The sequence below is a fragment of the Streptomyces sp. NPDC087428 genome, from assembly GCF_044744085.1.
In the GTDB taxonomy this organism is placed as follows: Bacteria; Actinomycetota; Actinomycetes; order Streptomycetales; family Streptomycetaceae; genus Streptomyces.
The window spans coordinates 485,052-503,877 of record NZ_JBIUXR010000003.1 but is presented as its reverse complement, the minus strand read 5'-3'; the positions used below and the strand labels follow the sequence as shown (position 1 = coordinate 503,877).

The following is an 18,826-nucleotide window of genomic DNA, read 5'->3' as shown; positions in this document are numbered from 1 at the left end:
TGTGCCCGGAGCCTAGGGTCGGTGATGTGTACGCCATCCTGATCGGGGTCGCCGCCCTCTGGGGTGCCGCGACCGGACTGCTGGTCCCGCGCGCCGCCTACCGGTTCTCCGTCGAACCCGAGGACGCGTGGCGGGACGCCTGCCCAGCCGGCCACGCCCTCACCGGGCCGGGCCGCGGCTGGCTCGGCTCCACGCGCTGTGCGACCTGCGCCGAGGTGGGGGCTGCCGTCGCCGTGCGCACGGCCAACGGAGCCGAGACCGCCCGTCCGGGCCCGGACACCGGCGCGGATACGGACGCGGACACGGGTGCCGGCGGCGCCACGCCCGCCCGGAGCGGCCCGCGCTACGCGCCCGCCCTCCTCGTCCCCGTCGTCACCGCCCTCGGCTGCGCCGCCGTCGCCGCGACCACCGGGGCCCGCCCCGAGCTCGCCGTATGGCTGCTGCTCGCCCCCGTCGCCGTGCTCCTCGCGGCCATCGACCGCCGCGTCCACCGGCTGCCGGACCAGCTGACGCTGCCGGCCGCCGGGGCCGCCGCCGTCCTCCTGGGCATCGCCGTACTGCTGCCGGAGCACGGCGGCTCCTGGCTGTTCGCCCTGCTCGGCGGTGTCGCCCTCGGCGGGTTCTACTTCCTGCTCTTCCTCATCAACCCGAGCGGAATGGGCTTCGGCGACGTCAAGCTCGCGCTGTCGCTGGGCGTGGCCCTCGGCTGGTACGGCTGGGCCGTCGTGTTCGCCGGCGGCTTCGCCGGGTTCCTGTTCGGCGCGGTGTACGGCCTCGCGCTGATGATCACGCGCCGCGCCGGGCGCAAGACGGGCATCCCGTTCGGCCCGTTCATGATCGCCGGGGCGCTGCTGGGGATCCTCGTCGGCGGCCTGGCCGCCTGAGCCCGCCCCGCTGACCCCGCCCTATTTCGGTCGCGCGTCGCGGTGCCGGGCTGAGACCATGCCGTATGCCCGGAACACCCGAAGACACACACGCGGCGGAGGCGGCCCGGCGCGCCCGGTTCGACGCCCTGGTCACCGAGGCGGACACCGTCTCCGTGGCCGGGTGGGACTTCTCCTGGCTCGACGGCCGGGCCACCGAGGAACGGCCCTCCTGGGGTTACGCCCGTGCGATGGGGGAGCGGCTGGGCCGGGCGAGCGCCGCGCTCGACATCCAGACCGGCGGGGGCGAGGTCCTCGCGTCCGCGCCGAAGCTGCCGCCGCTGACCGTCGCCACCGAGTCCTGGCCGCCGAACATCGCGCGCGCCACCGCCCTGCTGCACCCGCTCGGCGCGGCCGTCGTCGCGGACGCGGACGAGCCGCCGCTGCCGTTCGGTGACGCGGCCTTCGACCTCGTCGTCAGCCGGCATCCCGTGACCACCTGGTGGGACGAGATCGCCCGGGTCCTGGCGCCCGGCGGCACGTACTTCTCGCAGCAGGTCGGCCCCGCCAGCGTCTTCGAGCTCGTCGAGTACTTCCTCGGCCCGCAGCCGCCGGAGGTACGTGGCGCACGCGACCCGGAGCAGGCGCGCGCCGCCGCGGAGGCGGCCGGTCTCGAAGTCGTCGCCCTGCGGCCCGAGCGGCTGCGTACCGAGTTCTTCGACATCGGCGCCGTCGTGTACTTCCTGCGCAAGGTGATCTGGATGGTGCCGGGCTTCACCGTCGAGCGGTACCGGCCACAACTCGCCGCGCTGCACCAGCAGATCGAGGACGAGGGCCCGTTCGTCGCGCACACGACGCGCTTTCTGATCGAGGCGCGCAAACCGGAGCGGCTTCTCTGAGACCGTATGCCCTTCCCGCGCCCGAAGGATGGCACTCTGGTCGCTGAGCCCACGGGGAAGGAGCAGGCCATGAGGGTCGGCAGCGACGAGGAAGCCACGCGCAGCCCGCGGCAGGGGAACTCCGAATGGCTCAGAGGCGCACGGATCGTCGGCGTCCTCGGTGTCTTCTACCGCCCCGAGGGACGGATGGGTGAGCCGGAGGCCGTTGAATTCCTGCTGTCCGACAGCCAGTCGGTGCTTCTGACGTGTGCCTCCGACGGCACCCTGCACGTCGGCGCCGGTACCTGGCCGCGCCTTCCCGACTGGTGCGTACCGGCCGCGCAGTGGGAGTTCGCCACGATGGCTCAGCTGCCGCAACCGCCCGACGGCGGCTGGACGGTGCTGAGCACCGAGGAGCGCCGGGACGAGCGGGGTGAGGTCCACGAGGCCGTCATCCGCTGCGAGGGCGGCCGCTTCGTGGTCATCGGCGGCGACACCGTGGCCATCAGGTTCACCCGGGGCCACCGGGGCGCGGCGTCCGCGACCTGACGGCGGGCGGCGGCCGGGCGCCGCGGACCCCGTCGGCGGCCGCGCACGGCCGGAATGTGTACGTCCTGTGCATGTCTCGTGGACGCTTCCGGCGTCAAGGCGACACCCCCGGGTGTCCGCGCAGGTCCCGGGGCTCCGGAGCCCCGTATTCCGTGCTCACAACGGAGTCCCGCACATTCGGAGAGTAATTATTCGGCGGCGATGCACGCAGCATCACTTACGAAGGGTTATGGTGGAAACCCCCCCTCGGGCCGGTCCGTAACCCCCCCCACGGACCGGCCCGTTTTTTTGTGCCCCGGCGCAGACGGGGCGCGCGGCCCCCGCCGAGGCGTGGTCCGTCAGGACCGTCCGGCCCAGATGTTGGTGCCCGCGGTGTCCACAGCGAAGGTGTCGATCTCCTTCAACTCCCCTGCGGACAGAGCCGGACCGGCCAGCGCCGCGACGTTCTCCTCCAGCTGCCGCACGCTCGACGCGCCGATCAGGGCCGACGTCATACGGCTGTCGCGCAGCACCCAGTTGAGGGCCAGCTGGGCCAGCGACTGGCCGCGCCCGCGCGCGATGTCGTTCAGCCCGTTGAGCCGGCGCACCACCTCGTCGGAGAGCAGGTCCGGGTTGAGGGACTTGCCCTGGGTGGCGCGCGAACCCTCCGGGATGCCCTTCAGGTACTTGTTGGTCAGCAGCCCCTGGGCGAGCGGCACGAAGGAGATGCAGCCCATGCCGGCCGCCTCCAGCGTGTCCAGCAGGCCGTCGTCCTCGGTCCAGCGGTTGATCATCGAGTAGGACGGCTGGTGGATCAGGGCCGGCACACCCATCTCCCTGAGCAGCCGGGCCGCCTCCGCGGTCTGCTCGGAGGTGTAGGAGGACACCCCGACGTACAGCGCCTTGCCCTGCCGCACGGCGGAGGCCAGGGCCCCCATCGTCTCCTCCAGCGGGGTGTCCGGGTCGAAGCGGTGCGAGTAGAAGATGTCGACGTGGTCGAGGCCCATCCGCCCGAGGGAGGCGTCGAGCGACGACAGCAGGTACTTGCGCGAGCCCCACTCGCCGTAGGGACCGGGGTGCATGTCGTACCCGGCCTTGGTGGAGATCACCAGCTCGTCGCGGTACGGGGCGAAGTCCTGCCGGAAGAGCTTCCCGAAATTGAGCTCGGCCGAGCCGGGCGGCGGGCCGTAGTTGTTGGCCAGGTCGAAGTGGGTCACGCCCAGGTCGAAGGCGCGGCGCAGGATGGCGCGCTGCGAGTCGAGCGCGCGGTCGTCGCCGAAGTTGTGCCAGAGGCCGAGCGAGACAGCCGGGAGCTTGAGGCCGCTGCGGCCGGTGCGCCGGTACTCCATGGAGTCGTAGCGCGTGCCCGCGGCGCGGTAATAGGAAGAGGATTCAGTCACGTTTCCCTCTTTATCACGGACTTGTGACAGGCCGGGTTGGGCCGGTGCGGCGCCTGCGCAGTAATGTGGCCGCTTCGGGACTGCCACGGCACGGCGGGGCGATCGGCCCCCTACCGGTGCGACGATCCCCAGGGGGACAGCCCCGGGCGAGGCGGCGGGCGGGCCCGCACGGAACCGAGAGGTGGACTCAGTGAACTTGCGCGACCTGGTGTACGGGCTCTACGCCCGCCGGGTGGAGGCCCGCCTCGATCACACCCAGGTGCCCAAGCACATCGGTGTCATCCTCGACGGGAACCGGCGCTGGGCGAAGGCCTCCGGCGGCACGGCCGCCGAGGGACACCAGGCCGGTGCGGACAAGATCAAGGAACTCCTCGGCTGGTGCAGCGAGACCGACGTCGAAGTCGTCACCCTCTGGATGCTGTCCACCGATAACTTCGACCGGCCCGAGTCGGAGCTCATCCCGCTCCTCGGCATCATCGAGAACACCGTGCGCGACCTCGTGGCGGACGGCCGCTGGCGGGTCCACCACGTCGGCACGCTCGACCTGCTGCCCGCGCACACGCAGATGGTCCTCAAGGAGGCCGAGCAGGACACGGTCGGGGTCGACGGAATACTGGTCAACGTAGCCGTCGGCTACGGGGGCCGGCAGGAGATCGCGGACGCGGTGCGGTCACTGCTGCTCGACCACTCCTCGAAGGGCACCTCCTTCGAGGACCTGGCGGAGATCGTCTCGACCGACCTGATCTCCGAGCACCTCTACACCCGGGGCCAGCCCGACCCGGACCTGGTCATCCGGACCAGCGGCGAGCAGCGTCTGTCCGGCTTCATGCTCTGGCAGAGCGCGCACTCGGAGTACTACTTCTGCGAGGTCTTCTGGCCGGCGTTCCGCCGGGTCGACTTCCTGCGGGCCCTGCGTGACTACGCGGCCCGTCACCGCCGCTACGGCGGCTGACACCACACTCCCGGCGTCCCGCCCGCCCGCCCGGCCGGCCCCTGGCGCCCCGGGGGCGGCAGCGGAAGCCACCGTTCGGGTGGTGTTCCCGGCCGGTGGCCCCGTGTGCGGTGCGCTCTCCCACCCCGCCCGCCCCGGGCGGCATGGCTTCGCGTGTTCGAGGGAATACCCCTGACAGGTCGACGTCCGGTCAGGAACCAGGCGGACGTCGTCACCAAGTGAGCGGCGTCGAGTCCGCTCGCCCGGGAGGCCCTTTGCACACGAAGGACCGTACATACAGTGCGGCTGACGTCGAGGGCCGGCGCTCGGCCCGCGCAAGGTGGCCGAAGCCCGGTCCGTCCTCTCCCTTTGGGATGCTCCGCGACGTCGTCGCACCCCAACCTCGTCCGAGGGGGTACGTCCTTCCGTGGTGACCAGCACAAAGCGCCGCATGCCCGACAGGCGCACCTATGTTCTCGACACCAGCGTCCTGCTGGCCGATCCGAACGCCATGTCCCGGTTCGACGAGCACGAAGTCGTGCTCCCGATCGTCGTGGTCACGGAACTGGAGGCCAAACGGCACCATCCGGAGCTGGGGTACTTCGCCCGGCAGGCCCTGCGCCTGCTGGACGACTTCCGGGTCCGGTACGGCCGGCTGGACGCCCCGATCCCGCTCGGGGATCTGGGCGGGACGCTGCGCGTCGAACTCAACCATTCCGATCCCGGCGTACTGCCCGCCGGCTACCGGTTGGGGGACAACGACTCACGGATTCTCGCGGTCGCGCGCAACCTCCAGGCCGAGGGGTACGACGTCACGGTCGTCTCCAAGGACCTGCCGCTGCGCATCAAGGCGTCATCGGTCGGCCTCCTGGCCGAGGAGTACCGCGCCGAACTCGCCATCACCGACTCGGGCTGGACGGGGATGGGTGAACTGCCCCTCTCCGCCGAACAGGTGGACCTGCTCTTCGGGGAGGAGACGCTGTACGTCCCCGAGGCCGCCGATCTGCCCGTGCACACCGGTCTGGTCCTCCAGTCCGAGCGCGGGAAGGCGCTCGGCCGGGTGACGCCGGAGGGCAATGTCCGGCTCGTCCGCGGTGACCGGGAGGCCTTCGGCATCCACGGCCGCAGCGCCGAGCAGCGCATCGCCCTGGATCTGCTGCTGGACCAGGACGTCGGCATCGTCTCGCTCGGCGGCCGGGCCGGCACCGGTAAATCCGCCCTGGCGCTCTGCGCCGGTCTGGAGGCGGTGCTGGAGCGGGGGCAGCACAAGAAGGTGATGGTCTTCCGTCCGCTGTACGCGGTCGGCGGGCAGGATCTCGGCTATCTGCCCGGTTCCGAGGCCGAGAAGATGGGCCCCTGGGCGCAGGCCGTCTTCGACACGCTCTCGGCGGTCGCCGGGCGCGAGGTCATCGAGGAGGTCCTGGGGCGCGGGATGCTGGAGGTGCTGCCGCTCACCCACATCCGGGGCCGGTCGCTCCACGACGCCTTCGTGATCGTCGACGAGGCCCAGTCGCTGGAACGGAACGTCCTGCTGACCGTGTTGTCCCGGATCGGGGCGAATTCCCGGGTGGTGCTCACGCATGACGTGGCCCAGCGGGACAACCTCCGGGTCGGCCGGTTCGACGGAGTGGTCGCCGTGGTCGAGAAGCTGAAGGGCCATCCGCTCTTTGCGCACATCACGCTCACCCGGTCCGAGCGTTCCCCCATCGCCGCGCTGGTGACCGAAATGCTGGAGGAAGGCCAGATCTGACACGGGATAGGACAGTTGGTGCCGCCCGGCGAGCCAAGGAGCTTAGCCGGGCGGCACCGTGTTGCGGTGCCATTTCCGCAATTCACATGCTCCAAACGAGGTGTGAGCTTTCACACCCAACAGAGAATTGCTTCACGGCGTCCCGTTCCGGCAGAGTCTTGCTTCCGTCAGGCCCCGCATACGGCACCCCCGCACCTCCAGAGGTGCAACGCACTTCACAACTCAACAACCGCCGTCCGTATGCCGCCCGCGAGCACCACGCGGCGCTCCCTCCGGGGAGTCGCCCACCGGGCCCGTGCCTCCCGTGACCCAAGCAGTAGGGAGGCCAGCGTTCAGGGGCACGATTGCGCCCGCGAGGTCACCTAAGCGGGCGATGCTGGAAGGACACCGTGTGAGCCGGATCTCGGTCCGGGGGTTCGCCGTGGCATCTGCCACAGCGGTAACCACCGTAGGCGCCGTCGTAGGAGTTGCAGCGGGCAGTGCCCCTGCTGTCGACGACAACAACTTCGAGGCCACCGCAGCCGACGCCACGCTGCTCGCCGACATCCCCGCCGGCCAGCAGGCCCAGGTTCAGACCGCTTCACTGACGCAGCAGGCCGACGCCCAGGCGTCCGCGGCCGACGCGACGGCGAAGAAGTCCGCGGAGGAATCGGCCCGCATCCAGGCGGCCAAGGACGCCAAGACGAAGAAGCAGGCGGCCGAGGACCAGCTCGCGAAGGAGCGGCAGGAAAAGAAGGACAAAGAGGAGCGCGCCAGCCGTTCCGAGGTCCGCAGTGCCTCCTCCTTCGTCGCCAAGAGCTCGTACACGGTGGCCGAGATCCAGGCGATGGCGCGTCAGATCGTGCCCGCCGACCAGTTCCAGTGCTTCAGCAACATCGTGGACCACGAGTCGACGTGGAACTACCAGGTGAGCAACCCGTCCTCGGGTGCCTACGGCCTGGTCCAGGCGCTGCCCGGCTCGAAGATGGCGTCCGCCGGCGCCGACTGGCAGACCAACCCGGCCACGCAGATCAAGTGGGGCCTCAGCTACATGAACGGCCGCTACGGCAGCCCGTGCGGTGCCTGGTCCTTCTGGCTGGAGCACCACTCGTACTAGAACCCCAGGCGGTTCACGTCTCAACCTCTCGAAGCCCCGCACCGTCCTACGGTGCGGGGCTTCGCGCGTGTACGGTCATGCGGGACCGTTCCCGGGGGGAGCGGTGGGGAGCGCGGACGGGGGTAGAGGAACCGTTATGTCAAAACTGCCGGGATGGCTCGGACAACTGGGTGCTGAACTGACCAGGATGGGTGAGCGCCTGGAGGAACGCCGCGTCGAGGCCGACGACGAGGACGACAAGGCGGCGCACGAGGCTTCACCGGCGTCGGCCGGCAGGGAGCGGGGGGACGGGTCCGCGAAGGGCGCCGCCGACCATGTGCCGCCGCCGCCCGACTACGCCCCCTCGGTCGCCGCGCGCCCCGATCCGGTCGCCGCGATCCCCTGGGGGATGCGGGTCGCCGCGGAGGCCGGCTGGCGGCTGCTCGTGCTCGCGGGCACCCTCTGGGTGCTCATGCGGGTCATCAGCGCCGTACAGCTGGTGGTGCTGGCCTTCGTCGCCGCACTGCTCGTCACCGCGATGCTCCAGCCGACGGTCGCCCGGCTGAGGCGGTACGGGCTGCCGCGCGGCCTGGCCACCGCGGTCACCGCCGTCCTGGGCTTCGTGATCATGGGCCTGGTCGGCTGGTTCGTGGTCTGGCAGGTGATGGACAACATCGACACCCTCTCCGACAAGGTGCGCACGGGTATCGAGGACCTGAAGAACTGGCTGCTGGACAGCCCGTTCCACGTCACCGACCAGCAGATCAACGACGTCGCGAAGAACCTCAGCGACACCGTCGGCACCAACACCGAGGCCATAACCTCCGCAGGGCTCCAGGGCGTCACGGTGATGGTGGAGCTCCTCACCGGGATGCTGCTGGCGATGTTCTCCACGCTCTTCCTGCTCTACGACGGCAAGCGCATCTGGCAGTGGGTGCTGAAGCTCGTGCCCGCCCAGGCGCGGCCGGGCGTCGCCGGCGCCGGTCCACGCGCCTGGCGGACACTGACCGCCTATGTGCGGGGCACGGTCATAGTCGCGCTGATCGACGCGATCTTCATCGGCCTCGGGATCTACTTCCTCAATGTGCCGATGGCCGTACCGCTGGCCGTCTTCATCTTCCTCTTCGCCTTCATCCCGCTCGTCGGAGCGGTGGTCTCCGGGGCGCTGGCCGTGGTGGTCGCGCTGGTCACCGAGGGCGTGTTCACCGCGCTGATGGTGCTGGTGGTGGTCCTGGCGGTGCAGCAGATCGAGGGCCACATCCTGCAGCCGTTCATTCTGGGCCGCGCGGTGCGCGTGCACCCGCTGGCCGTGGTGCTCTCGGTCGCCGCGGGCGGCATGATCGCGGGCATCGGGGGTGCGGTCGTCGCGGTGCCGCTGGTCGCGGTCACCAATACCGTGGTCGGCTATCTGCGGTCGTTCGGGCAGGAGGAGTCCCGGCGCCACTCGCCGCCCCCGCACGGCTCGACGGCACTGGACGCGGCGCCGACCACGGCGCCCGGATCGCCGCCGGAGGACAGCGACGACGGCAGCGACAGGAAGCCGGTGGCGGACGCGCCGAAGGAACTCTGAACGGACGCAGAAAGAACGGACGCAGAAAGAACGGACGCGGAGAGAACGGACGCAGAAAGAAGGGCCCCGTGGACGGTCGGTCGTCCTCGGGGCCCTTCTCGTACAGGGGTACTGCGGGTGTTACTCGGCGAGAACGGCCTCGGCCTCAAGGGTCACGCCGACCGCCTGGATCACCGAGGCGATCTTGACGGCTTCCTGAATGGTCTCACGGTCCACGCCGGCCTTGCGCAGCACCTGCTCGTGGGAGTCCAGGCACTGGCCGCAGCCGTTGATCGCGGAGACGGCGAGCGACCACAGCTCGAAGTCGACCTTCTCCACGCCCGGCTTGCCGATCACGTTCATCCGCAGGCCCGCGCGGAGCGTCCCGTACTCCGGGTCCGACAGCAGGTGCCGGGTCCGGTAGAAGACGTTGTTCATCGCCATGATGGCGGCGGCCGACTTCGCGGCGGTGTACGCCTCCGCGGAGAGGTTGGCCTTCGCCTCCGGCTCCAGCTCGCGCAGCACCTTCGGCGAGCGCGAGGCGATCGCGCAGGCGAGGACGGTGCCCCAGAGCTGCTGCTGCGGCAGTTCGCTGTTCCCGATGACCGAACCGAGGTTCAGCTTCAGGTCCTTGGCGAAGTCCGGAACGGCGGCCTTCAGTTCGTCGAGTGCCATAGCGGTGTCAGCTCACTCGCCCGAGAGGAGCGCGACCGGGTCCAGGGTGGTCTCGCCCTTGGTCCAGTTGCAGGGGCACAGCTCGTCGGTCTGCAGGGCGTCGAGGACCCGCAGGACCTCCTTGGGGTTACGGCCCACGGAACCGGCGGTCACCATCGTGAACTGGATCTCGTTGTTCTGGTCGACGATGAAGACGGCGCGCTGCGCGAAGCCGTCCTCGCCCTCGATGCCGAGGTCCCGCATGAGCTCGTGCTTCGAGTCGGCCAGCATCGGGAACGGCAGGTCGGTCAGGTCCGGGTGGTCCTTGCGCCAGGCGTGGTGCACGAACTCGGAGTCACCGGAGAAGCCGAGAACCTGGGCGTCACGGTCGGCGAACTCCTCGTTCAGCTTCCCGAACGCGGCGATCTCGGTGGGGCACACGAAGGTGAAGTCCTTCGGCCACGCGAAGACGATCTTCCACTGACCCTCGTAGGTCTTGTGGTTGATCTGCTCGAACTCCTTGCCGCTCTCCAGCGAAACACAAGCAGTCAGGTCGAACTCGGGGAACTTGTCACCGACAGTGAGCACGCGCTCTCCTTGCAGCGTAGGAATTCCCTTTTTGGGGGAGTTCCTGAGGGTTGGACGAGCCCCACTGTGGCACAGAGTGCATTGATCACGGAAATAGCTACACTCGGTCGTGATGATCGGAGGTGCCTATCAGTGGCGCAGATGAACCAGGGCAACCGGCCCAAACAGCCCAGTCTCTCGCAGCTGCGCGCCTTCGCGGCGGTGGCGGAACAACTGCACTTCCGGGACGCGGCGGCGGCAATCGGGATGAGTCAGCCCGCGCTCTCCGGGGCCGTGTCGGCCCTGGAGGAGGCACTCGGTGTCCAGCTCATCGAGCGTACGACGCGCAAGGTACTGCTCTCGCCGGCCGGTGAGCGGCTCGCCGTGCGGGCCCGCGCCGTGCTGGAGGCCGTCGGCGAGCTGATGGAGGAGGCCGAGGCGGTGCGGGCGCCCTTCACAGGGGTGCTCAGGCTCGGCGTGATCCCGACCGTCGCCCCGTATCTGCTGCCGACCGTGCTGCGGCTCGTCCACGACCGCTACCCGGACCTCGACCTCCAGGTCCACGAGGAACAGACCTCGTCGCTCCTGGAGGGACTCGCCGCGGGGCGGCTCGACCTGCTGCTGCTCGCGGTTCCGCTCGGGATGCCCGGGGTGACCGAACTCCCTCTCTTCGAGGAGGACTTCGTCCTGGTGATGGAGCGCAGCCACTGGCTCGGCGGCCGGGCCGACATCCCGCGCGAGGCGCTGCGGGAGCTGCCGCTGCTGCTCCTGGACGAGGGGCACTGCCTGCGCGACCAGGCCCTCGACATCTGCCGGGAGGCGGGCCGTACCGAGGGCGCGCCGGTCACCACGACCGCGGCCGGGCTCTCCACGCTGGTGCAGCTCGTGGCCGGCGGGCTCGGGGTGACGCTGCTGCCGCGCACCGCGGTGACCGTCGAGACCGCCCGCAACGAGGCGCTGACCACCGGCTACTTCGCGGATCCGGCGCCCGCCCGGCGGGTGGCGCTGGGGATACGGACGGGGGCGGCCCGGCACGAGGAGTTCGAGGAGTTCGCGGGGGCGCTGCGCGGGGCGATGGCGAAGCTGCCGGTGCGCGTGGCGACGGCCGGCCGGACCTGAGCACAGGCCCGGCCGGCCGGTCTCACTCGCTGCGCAGCCCGTCGGAGCGCATCATGCGCCACAGCGGCGGCAGGGAGAACAGAGTGACCAGGAGGATGAGGGCGGCCCCCGCTCCCACCATCGGCAGGAACAGCCACCAGCCGGTCACCTCCTTGCCGACCATCCAGCACAGGGTGGCACCGAGGGCGAGGCCGCCCGCCACGGCCACCGCGAGCCCGATGACCACCGGGACGGCGGTCTGCCACAGCACCGACCAGCCGAGGGTGGTCCGGCGGGTGCCGAAGGCGACCAGGACCGACAGCAGCCGCTTGCGCTCCCGCAACTGCTCCAGCTGGGAGACCAGCATGGACGCGGCGATCAGCAGCAGCGTGGCGGTCGCGCCGACCTGCAGACCGGTCTGGATGCTCGCGTACTGCCGGTCGCGCTCGACCGAGTTGATGGTGGCCAGGCGCATGCCGGGGTCGAGCCGCGCCGCCGTGTTGCGTACGTACTCGGCGGCGTCCGGGACGTCCTCGTCGATGCGGATCTGCGAGACGGTCGAGGCTCCCGGCAGGGTCTGTGCGTCGATCGCCCCCGGCGTGACCAGGATCCCTGAGTGTTCCTCGCCCATCGGGTCGGTCCGGGCCCTGACGGTCCGGGAGCCGGCCGGCAGCGTCCAGTGCAGCGGCTTGCCCCGGCCGTAGGTGTCGAACTCGATCACCTTGCCCTTGCGGGCGGTCCGGTCGACCCAGCCGGCCTGCCCCTTGTCGACGGGGTGGGAGACGAAGGTGTCGCCGTCCCGGCAGGACGTGATCCGGGCGAGCTCGCGCAGGGTCGCGCAGTCCCCGATGGTGAACGAGGTGGTGGGCTGGATCTCGTCGTCCTTGTACGTTCCCGGCTTGGTCGCGTACGCCTCGACCGTGCCGATGACCTGGATGACGCCCTCGGTGGCGCGGAACTCCTTGATCGAGTGCAGGGCGGCGTCGCCCCTGACGATCTCGGACTGGGCGTAGAACTGGGCGCGGGACGGGTCCTGTCCGGTGATCCTGTTGAAGTCGTCGTTCATCGCGGCGAACAGCATCTGGAGGGCCACCGCACCGGCCACGGCGACGGTGACGCCGCTGACCGCGCGGGAGGCCGCCCCGCTGCTCAGCTGGAGCCGGCGGGTGGCCAGCTGCCAGGGGACCGGGCCGCCGCGCAGCCGGTTGACGCAGGCCTCGACCAGCCAGGGCAGGAGCAGGGCCAGCCCGACCAGGACCAGCACCGCGCCTCCGGCGACCGGGTACGGGTTGACGGGGCCGTACTCCTCGACCTTGCCGGTGAGTCCGAAGACCGCGAGCCCGGCGACCGGCAGCAGCAGCCGCCACCAGAGGCGGCGCCTGCCGCCGCGGCTGTTGCGCACGACGCCGAGCGGCTCGATCACCACGGACCGCATGGCCACCAGGGTGACGAGCACCGCGATGAGCGGAACGGCGAGGGCGATCAGCACGCACAGCCGGGCGTCGGGGGCCAGGTCGGACGGGAAGGCGCTGGCGTCCCAGACCTCGACGTGCCCGACGAACCGGCGCCCCGTCAGGAACACGGCCACTCCGATGAGGAGGCCGAGCACCGAGCCGAAGAGCGCCTCACCGGCCGCGATCCTCCGGGTCATCCGGATGTCCGTACCGACCAGGCGCAGGGCGGCGAGCCGGCGGTCGCGGCGGTCGCCTCCGAAGCGCACGGCGGTGGCGATGAAGATGGCCACGGGGGCCAGCAGCACCACACAGATCATGATGACCAGCACGATGAGCATCGGCGGCAGCGGATCGGACGGTCCGGGGTCGCCGTATCCGGCGATCCGGTGGCCGCCCGCCGCGCTGGTCAGGGTGTCGCTGCCGGCGTAGAACCAGAGCTCGCCGGGCGAGCGCAGCCCCGCCTGCGTGATCGTGTCGGTCACCTTGTACGGCAGCCGCTCCTTGAGCAGCGCGTTCTCCGGGGCGTCGAGGAGTTTCCGGAGCGCGGGGGAGACCGCCATCTCGCCGGGGGCGGGGAAGGCGGCGATACCCGGGGGGACGACCGGGTGGCCGCCGTCCGCGCGCATGAGGAATCCCGTGATGGAGCGGTCGCGGAACTCGGTGCTCGCTTGTATCCGCAGGACCGTGCTGTCCGACTTCTTCGCCGAGGCGTCGGGGGAGTCGGAGATCTTGGTCTCGGAGCGGGCCTGGTCCCGGGCGGACCGTTCGTCGAGCATGTGCGGCACGGAAGCCGCGGTGAGCAGCAGTGCCACGCCGAGTCCCACGCCGACGGCGGTGAGCAGCGTGCGGGTCCAGCCCTCGCGGCCGCCGCCGGCGGCGAACCGGATGCCGAGCGCGAGATCGCGCAGCCAGGGAGCGGTGCGGGAGCGGGGTCCCCGAGGAGGCGCCGGGGCGGCCGGGGGCCTCTTCTCGTCGAGCAGCGTCATGCGGCGTGCTCCAGGTCGCGGGCCCGGCCGTCGCGGACGGTGACATCGCGGTCGGAGTAGGCGGCGACCCGGGCCTCGTGGGTCACCAGGACCACGGCGACGTTGGCGGACCTGGCCGTCTCGGTGAGCAGCTGCATGACGCGCTCGCCGTTGAGGGAGTCCAGGGCGCCGGTCGGCTCGTCCGCGAAGATCACCTTCGGGGAGGCGGCCAGTGCGCGGGCCACGGCGACGCGCTGGCCCTGGCCGCCGGACACCTCGCCGGGGCGCTTGGCACCGAGGTCCTCGACCTCCAGGCGCTCCATCCACTCCAGGGCGGTGCGCTCGGCGGCCTTGCGCCGGGTGCCGTTCAGCCGGAGAGGCAGGGCCACGTTCTCCACGCAGGTCAGCTCGGGGACGAGCTGGCCGAACTGGAACACGAAGCCGAACTCGCTGCGGCGCAGGGCGCTGCGCTCGGCGTCGGACATCGCGGACAGCTCGCGGCCGGCGTAGGTGATGGTGCCGGTGTCGGGGGTGATGATCCCGGCGAGGCAGTGCAGCAGGGTGGACTTGCCGGAGCCGGAGGGGCCCATCACGGCGACGACCTCGCCGGGGTGGACGGAGAACGAGGCGCCGTCGAGCGCGGGGGTCGACCCGTAGGTCTTGTGCAGGTCGTGGGCGGTGAGCAGGGAGCCGGCGGGGGTCACGGGGCCACCACCTCGGCGAGCTTGTCGAGCCGTGCGGCGGTCAGTTCCAGCCAGCGCAGATCCGCTTCGAGGTGGAACAGGGCGTGGTCGCAGATCAGCTGGTCGGCGAGGTCGCCCCGGCGCTTGCGGTCGGTGAGGATACGCATCAGGCGCAGGTGCTCGGAGCGCTGGGCGTCCAGCACGTCGGCGGCGCTGCGGCCGGTGAGCATGGCCAGGACGACCTTGGTGTACAGGGTCGACTGGAGGTACGGCTCCGGCTTCTCCGGCTGCGCCAGCCAGGCGGTGACATCGGTGATGCCGGCGTCGGTGATGGCGTAGCGCTTGCGCTCGGGACCGCCGCCGGTCTCCACACCGTCGACCTCGACGAGGCCGTTCTTGAGGAGCCGGGACATGGTCGAGTAGACCTGTCCGTAGTGCAGCGGGCGGTCGTGACCGAACTTCTCGTCGAAGGTCCGCTTCAGGTCGTAACCGTGGCGGGGACCGGACTCAAGGAGTCCGAGCAGGGTGTGGCCGATAGACATGCGGAGCACTGTACACGGCGTGTATACCTGGTGTGTATACCGGCTGTTCCGTGATCCGCGGGCCCGGCCCCGCGGCCGGGGGCCGGAGTCATTCCGGCCCGGGAGCCTTCGGCGGACGCCCCCGGCGCGGGATCGGCGCCGCCCCGCCCGGCAGCCGGCCCGCCTCCGCGAGCGCCCGCCGCAGCAGGAACTCGATCTGCGCGTTCGCGCTGCGCAGCTCGTCCGACGCCCAGCGCGCCAGTGCGTCGTGTACCGCGGGGTCCAGCCGCAGCAGCATCTGCTTGCGCTGCTGCGGCTGCGGCGGTCGGCGCCGCGGCGTTTCCCCGGTCACTGGTAGAGGGTGCCCGTGTTGAGGACCGGCTGCACCGCGCGGTCACCGCACAGGACCACCATCAGGTTGCTCACCATGGTCGCCTTCCGTTCCGCGTCGAGCTCGACGATGTCCTGCTCGGCGATCCGGGTGAGTGCCATCTCGACCATGCCGACGGCGCCCTCCACGATCTGCTGCCGCGCCGCGACCACGGCGCCGGCCTGCTGGCGCTGGAGCATCGCGGAGGCGATCTCGGGGGCGTACGCGAGATGGCTGAAGCGCGACTCGATGATCCGCACGCCTGCGGCCTGCACCCGTGCCGTCAGTTCCACGGCCAGCTTCTCGGTGATCTCCTCGGCGTTGCCCCGCAGCGAGAGGCCGCCCTCGTCGTGGGCGTCGTACGGGTACTCGATCGCGATGTGCCGGACGGCCGCCTCGGTCTGGGTGGCGACGAACTCCAGGAAGTCGTCGACCTCGAAGAGGGCCTGCGCGGTGTCCTCGACCTTCCAGACGACGATCGCGGCCAGCTCGATCGGGTTGCCGTAGGCGTCGTTGACCTTGAGGACCGCGGTCTCGTGGTTGCGGACCCGGGTGGAGATCTTGCGGCTGGAGGTCAGCGGGTTGATCCAGCGCAGACCGTCGGAGCGGATCGTGCCCACGTACCGGCCGAAGAGCTGGATGACCCGGGCCTCGCCCGGTGCGACCATCTTCACACCGCCCATGCAGAAGAACGAGGCGATGGCGAGCAGCACTCCGAGGACGCAGACCGGGATGCCGACGCCGTTGTTCCCGTTCGACCCGACGACGCCGCCGACGATGGCGAGACCGACGCCGACGATCACCCCGATCACCGTCAGCAGCAGCCCGAGGCCACCCGCGATGCTGTGTGCCGTCGTCTCGCGGACCTGCGGTTCCGGCATCTGTGGCGCGTCCGGCGTGAGGTCGGCCGACGGCGCGGTGGGTGTGGTCGGAACCTGTGGATCGGTCATGGAATCCCCCGTTTGTGCGGGCTAGCTCAGCGCTAGCAATGTGATTACACATTAACTGATGCGGCAACCTTGCGCACCCCTCGTGAGTCGGTTCCCTTGAAGGCAGGTGCTGATTGTCACGTCCGGAAAAGGGTGGATCGTTGGCTTTCTGTCCTTGCCAACGGTGTTAGCTGGCAGGTCCGAGCTGATCCGGTCGAGCAGAGAAACGGGAGCAACACAGCAATGGGTCGAGCGGATGCGCGACGAGCCCAGCGGCACGGGTCGCGGCGGGCCGTGAAGAGCGGCGGCATACGCAGACTCTTCACCTGGCGAAAACTACTGGGCACGGCCTTCGGGATCTGCCTGCTGGGCATGGGCGCGTTCGCCGTGCTCTACATGGTCGTGCAGGTGCCGGCGGGCAACGCACAGGCCAAGCTCCAGGCCAACGTCTACAAGTACTCCGACGGCACGCTGCTGGCCCGGACCGGCGAGGTCAACCGGGAGATCGTGAGCCTCGCCGAGGTGCCCAAGGACGTTCAGCGGACCTTTGTCGCCGCCGAGAACAAGTCCTTCTACGACGACCACGGCGTCGACTTCAAGGGCACCGCCCGCGGCCTGATCAACACCGTTTCCGGCAAGGGCAAGCAGGGTGGCTCGACCATCACCCAGCAGTACGTCAAGAACTACTACCTCGACGCGGACCAGACGGTCACCCGCAAGCTCAAAGAGCTGGTCATCTCGCTGAAGGTCGACCGCAACAGGAGCAAGTCCGAGATCCTCGCCGGGTACATCAACACCAGCTACTACGGCCGCGGCGCCTACGGGATCCAGGCCGCGGCACAGGCGTACTACGGCAAGGACGCCAAGGAACTGAACGTGCCCGAGGGCGCCTACCTCGCAGCCCTGCTCCAGGCCCCGAGCCAGTACGACTGGGCCGTCGCCACCGACAACGGGAAGGCGCTCGTCAAGGAGCGCTGGAACTACGTGCTGAACAACATGGTCGACGAGAAGTGGCTGGACGCCGGGGCGCGCCAGGAGATGAAGTTCGAGATCCCGAAGACCCCGAAGCCGGCGGAGGGGCTCTCCGGCCAGAAGGGCTACATCGTCAACGCGGCCCGCGCGGCGGTGCAGAAGCAGGAGAACATCACCGACGCGCAGTTCGACGCCGGCGGCTGGACGATCACCGTCAACATCGACCGGAAGAAGCAGCAGGAGCTGGAGAAGTCGGTCAAGACCAAGCTGACCGACAACCTGGACACCAAGGGCCGCAAGCTCGACCAGGACGTCCAGGCCGGTGCGGCCTCGGTCAACCCGAAGACCGGAGCCGTCGTCGCCCTGTACGGCGGACGCGGCCTGACCGAGCACTGGACGTCGAACGCCACCCGGCGCGACTACCAGCCCGCCTCCACCTTCAAGCCGATCATCCTCGCGGCCGCGCTCGACCAGGAGTCGCAGACCCAGGACGACCAGCGGATCACCGCCAACACCCGCTACGACGGCACCAGCAAGCGCCCGGTCAAGGGCAGCGACATCGGCTTCGCGCCGGAGAACGAGGACGACCAGGACTACGGCCAGGTCACCGTCCAGACCGCGATGAACAAGTCCATCAACTCCGTCTTCGCGCAGATGGGCGTGGACGTCGGCATGGACCGCGTGATGCAGACCGCGGGCAAGCTCGGCATGGACGTGAAGGGGCTCGAAGCGGTACCGGCGCAGACGCTCGGCTCCATGGGCGCGAGCCCGATGGAGATGGCCGGGATCTACGCGACCCTCGACAACCACGGCAAGAAGGTCACCCCGCAGATCCTGAAGTCCGCCCAGAAGCAGGGATCCTCGGCGATCGAGGTGCCCGACGCGATCGGCGACCAGGTGATCACGCGCCAGGCCGCGGACTCCGTGACCTCCGTGCTGACCGGTGTGGTCGACGACGGTACGGCCCACCAGGCGGTGCGCAGCGCCGAGGGACTGGCCGACCAGCAGATCGCGGGCAAGACCGGCACCTCGGACGACAACAAGTCGGCCTGGTTCACCGGCTACACCCCGAACCTCGTCACCTCGGTGGGCCTCTTCGGTGAGGCGGCTTTCGATCGCACCAATGACGACGGCAAGAAGGTGCACAAGTCCGGCCAGGTGCCCCTGAAGGGCGCCGGAGGCGGCGGCAGGGTCAACGGCGGTGGCTTCCCGGCCGAGGTCTGGGCGGACTTCACCGCTCAGGCGATGGGCAATCCGGGCAAGTTCGACCTCGACACCGACATGGGCGCGGCGGTCACCCCGCCGCCGGACACCAGCTCGCCGAGCCCGTCGACCTCGCCCTCCGACAAGGCCTCGCCCCCGGACACGCCGTCCAGCCCGCCCGCGTCGTCCGCTCCGCCGAAGGAGTCCGATCCCCCGTCGACTCCGCCGCCGGCCACCCCGTCGGGTGACCCGACGAGCGACCCGCCCCCCGACCCGTCGACCGATCCGGGTCCCACCGACACGGCCGACCCCCCGCTGACCCCGGGGGACAACCGGCCGAACAGTGAGAACAGCGTGCCGCGCTGACCATCGGAACGCCGGAACGGGCGGTGTACGAGGAGAACTCCTCGTACACCGCCCGTTCCGGCGTTCCGGC

17 protein-coding genes are annotated in these 18,826 nt (G+C 70.3%); 9 read left to right on the top strand and 8 right to left on the bottom strand.

Features of this window, described 5'->3' with window-relative positions:
- The first annotated feature begins 26 nt into the window (after positions 1–26).
- The 3 genes from ACIO3R_RS09590 to ACIO3R_RS09580 all read left to right on the top strand — a co-directional run bounded on the left by ACIO3R_RS09590 (position 27) and on the right by ACIO3R_RS09580 (position 2,290).
- The gene (locus ACIO3R_RS09590) at positions 27–884 is read left to right on the top strand and encodes a prepilin peptidase (RefSeq protein ID WP_385034157.1); all 858 of its coding nucleotides are present in this window, start codon (positions 27–29) and stop codon (positions 882–884) included.
- A 65-nt stretch (positions 885–949) separates the two neighbouring features.
- Positions 950–1,762 (top strand): class I SAM-dependent methyltransferase, encoded by an 813-nt coding sequence (locus ACIO3R_RS09585; protein WP_402104803.1) that lies wholly within the window; start codon positions 950–952, stop codon positions 1,760–1,762.
- 69 nt (positions 1,763–1,831) lie between these two features.
- Positions 1,832–2,290: a hypothetical protein gene (locus tag ACIO3R_RS09580; RefSeq protein WP_385034163.1), complete on the top strand. Its 459-nt coding sequence runs from the start codon at positions 1,832–1,834 to the stop codon at positions 2,288–2,290.
- Between the two features lie 338 nt (positions 2,291–2,628).
- Here ACIO3R_RS09580 and mgrA read toward each other — a convergent pair whose 3' ends face one another.
- The gene (gene mgrA / locus ACIO3R_RS09575) at positions 2,629–3,669 is read right to left on the bottom strand and encodes an L-glyceraldehyde 3-phosphate reductase (RefSeq protein WP_385034166.1); all 1,041 of its coding nucleotides are present in this window, start codon (positions 3,667–3,669) and stop codon (positions 2,629–2,631) included.
- A gap of 190 nt (positions 3,670–3,859) precedes the next feature.
- On the opposite strand from mgrA, the gene ACIO3R_RS09570 reads away from it, so the two are divergent.
- From ACIO3R_RS09570 to ACIO3R_RS09555, 4 genes are all read left to right on the top strand, one after another.
- Positions 3,860–4,621, top strand: coding sequence for an isoprenyl transferase (locus ACIO3R_RS09570; protein ID WP_385034169.1), 762 nt, complete (start codon positions 3,860–3,862; stop codon positions 4,619–4,621).
- A gap of 406 nt (positions 4,622–5,027) precedes the next feature.
- Complete coding sequence (locus ACIO3R_RS09565) at positions 5,028–6,350, top strand: PhoH family protein (protein ID WP_363030732.1); 1,323 nt, start codon at positions 5,028–5,030, stop codon at positions 6,348–6,350.
- Positions 6,351–6,741: 391 nt separating this feature from the next.
- Complete coding sequence (locus ACIO3R_RS09560; protein ID WP_385034173.1) at positions 6,742–7,446, top strand: transglycosylase SLT domain-containing protein; 705 nt, start codon at positions 6,742–6,744, stop codon at positions 7,444–7,446.
- A gap of 136 nt (positions 7,447–7,582) precedes the next feature.
- On the top strand, positions 7,583–8,995 hold the full coding sequence (locus tag ACIO3R_RS09555; RefSeq protein WP_402104797.1) for an AI-2E family transporter: 1,413 nt from the start codon (positions 7,583–7,585) through the stop codon (positions 8,993–8,995).
- Between the two features lie 120 nt (positions 8,996–9,115).
- Here ACIO3R_RS09555 and ACIO3R_RS09550 read toward each other — a convergent pair whose 3' ends face one another.
- Complete coding sequence (locus ACIO3R_RS09550; RefSeq protein WP_123461342.1) at positions 9,116–9,649, bottom strand: alkyl hydroperoxide reductase; 534 nt, start codon at positions 9,647–9,649, stop codon at positions 9,116–9,118.
- Positions 9,650–9,661: 12 nt separating this feature from the next.
- Positions 9,662–10,216 carry a peroxiredoxin gene (locus tag ACIO3R_RS09545; RefSeq protein WP_356535201.1) on the bottom strand — a complete coding sequence of 185 codons (555 nt, stop codon included), beginning with the start codon at positions 10,214–10,216 and terminating at the stop codon, positions 9,662–9,664.
- 132 nt (positions 10,217–10,348) lie between these two features.
- Here ACIO3R_RS09545 and ACIO3R_RS09540 point away from each other — a divergent pair, with 132 nt between their 5' ends.
- A complete protein-coding gene (locus tag ACIO3R_RS09540; RefSeq protein ID WP_385353792.1) occupies positions 10,349–11,314 on the top strand; it encodes a hydrogen peroxide-inducible genes activator in 966 nt (321 codons plus the stop codon).
- Between the two features lie 22 nt (positions 11,315–11,336).
- Here the strand turns inward: ACIO3R_RS09540 and ACIO3R_RS09535 are convergent, their stop codons facing one another.
- From ACIO3R_RS09535 to ACIO3R_RS09515, 5 genes are all read right to left on the bottom strand, one after another.
- Positions 11,337–13,733, bottom strand: a complete 2,397-nt coding sequence (locus ACIO3R_RS09535) for an ABC transporter permease (RefSeq protein WP_402104793.1) — start codon at positions 13,731–13,733, stop codon at positions 11,337–11,339.
- Entirely contained in the window at positions 13,730–14,416 is a 687-nt protein-coding gene (locus ACIO3R_RS09530) for an ABC transporter ATP-binding protein (RefSeq protein WP_385034187.1), read from the bottom strand. Before ACIO3R_RS09530 ends, ACIO3R_RS09535 begins: the two co-directional genes overlap by 4 nt.
- Complete coding sequence (locus tag ACIO3R_RS09525; RefSeq protein ID WP_024492144.1) at positions 14,413–14,937, bottom strand: PadR family transcriptional regulator; 525 nt, start codon at positions 14,935–14,937, stop codon at positions 14,413–14,415. The genes ACIO3R_RS09530 and ACIO3R_RS09525 overlap by 4 nt, the downstream gene beginning before the upstream one ends.
- An 88-nt stretch (positions 14,938–15,025) precedes the next feature.
- A complete protein-coding gene (locus tag ACIO3R_RS09520; protein ID WP_402104789.1) occupies positions 15,026–15,268 on the bottom strand; it encodes a hypothetical protein in 243 nt (80 codons plus the stop codon).
- A complete protein-coding gene (locus ACIO3R_RS09515) occupies positions 15,265–16,236 on the bottom strand; it encodes an SPFH domain-containing protein (protein WP_385353796.1) in 972 nt (323 codons plus the stop codon). Before ACIO3R_RS09515 ends, ACIO3R_RS09520 begins: the two co-directional genes overlap by 4 nt.
- Before the next feature lie 222 nt (positions 16,237–16,458).
- Between ACIO3R_RS09515 and ACIO3R_RS09510 the strand changes: the two genes are divergently transcribed.
- On the top strand, positions 16,459–18,756 hold the full coding sequence (locus tag ACIO3R_RS09510) for a transglycosylase domain-containing protein (RefSeq protein WP_385034194.1): 2,298 nt from the start codon (positions 16,459–16,461) through the stop codon (positions 18,754–18,756).
- The last annotated feature ends 70 nt before the right edge of the window (positions 18,757–18,826 follow it).

Coding starts and splice junctions, on each gene's coding strand:
- ACIO3R_RS09535 (WP_402104793.1), bottom strand. CDS start 13,733: ATGACGCTGCTCGACGAGAAGAGGCCCCCGGCCGCCCCGGCGCCTCCT.
- ACIO3R_RS09555 (WP_402104797.1), top strand. CDS start 7,583: ATGTCAAAACTGCCGGGATGGCTCGGACAACTGGGTGCTGAACTGACC.
- ACIO3R_RS09585 (WP_402104803.1), top strand. CDS start 950: ATGCCCGGAACACCCGAAGACACACACGCGGCGGAGGCGGCCCGGCGC.
- ACIO3R_RS09525 (WP_024492144.1), bottom strand. CDS start 14,937: ATGTCTATCGGCCACACCCTGCTCGGACTCCTTGAGTCCGGTCCCCGC.
- ACIO3R_RS09550 (WP_123461342.1), bottom strand. CDS start 9,649: ATGGCACTCGACGAACTGAAGGCCGCCGTTCCGGACTTCGCCAAGGAC.
- ACIO3R_RS09580 (WP_385034163.1), top strand. CDS start 1,832: ATGAGGGTCGGCAGCGACGAGGAAGCCACGCGCAGCCCGCGGCAGGGG.
- ACIO3R_RS09510 (WP_385034194.1), top strand. CDS start 16,459: ATGGGTCGAGCGGATGCGCGACGAGCCCAGCGGCACGGGTCGCGGCGG.
- ACIO3R_RS09515 (WP_385353796.1), bottom strand. CDS start 16,236: ATGACCGATCCACAGGTTCCGACCACACCCACCGCGCCGTCGGCCGAC.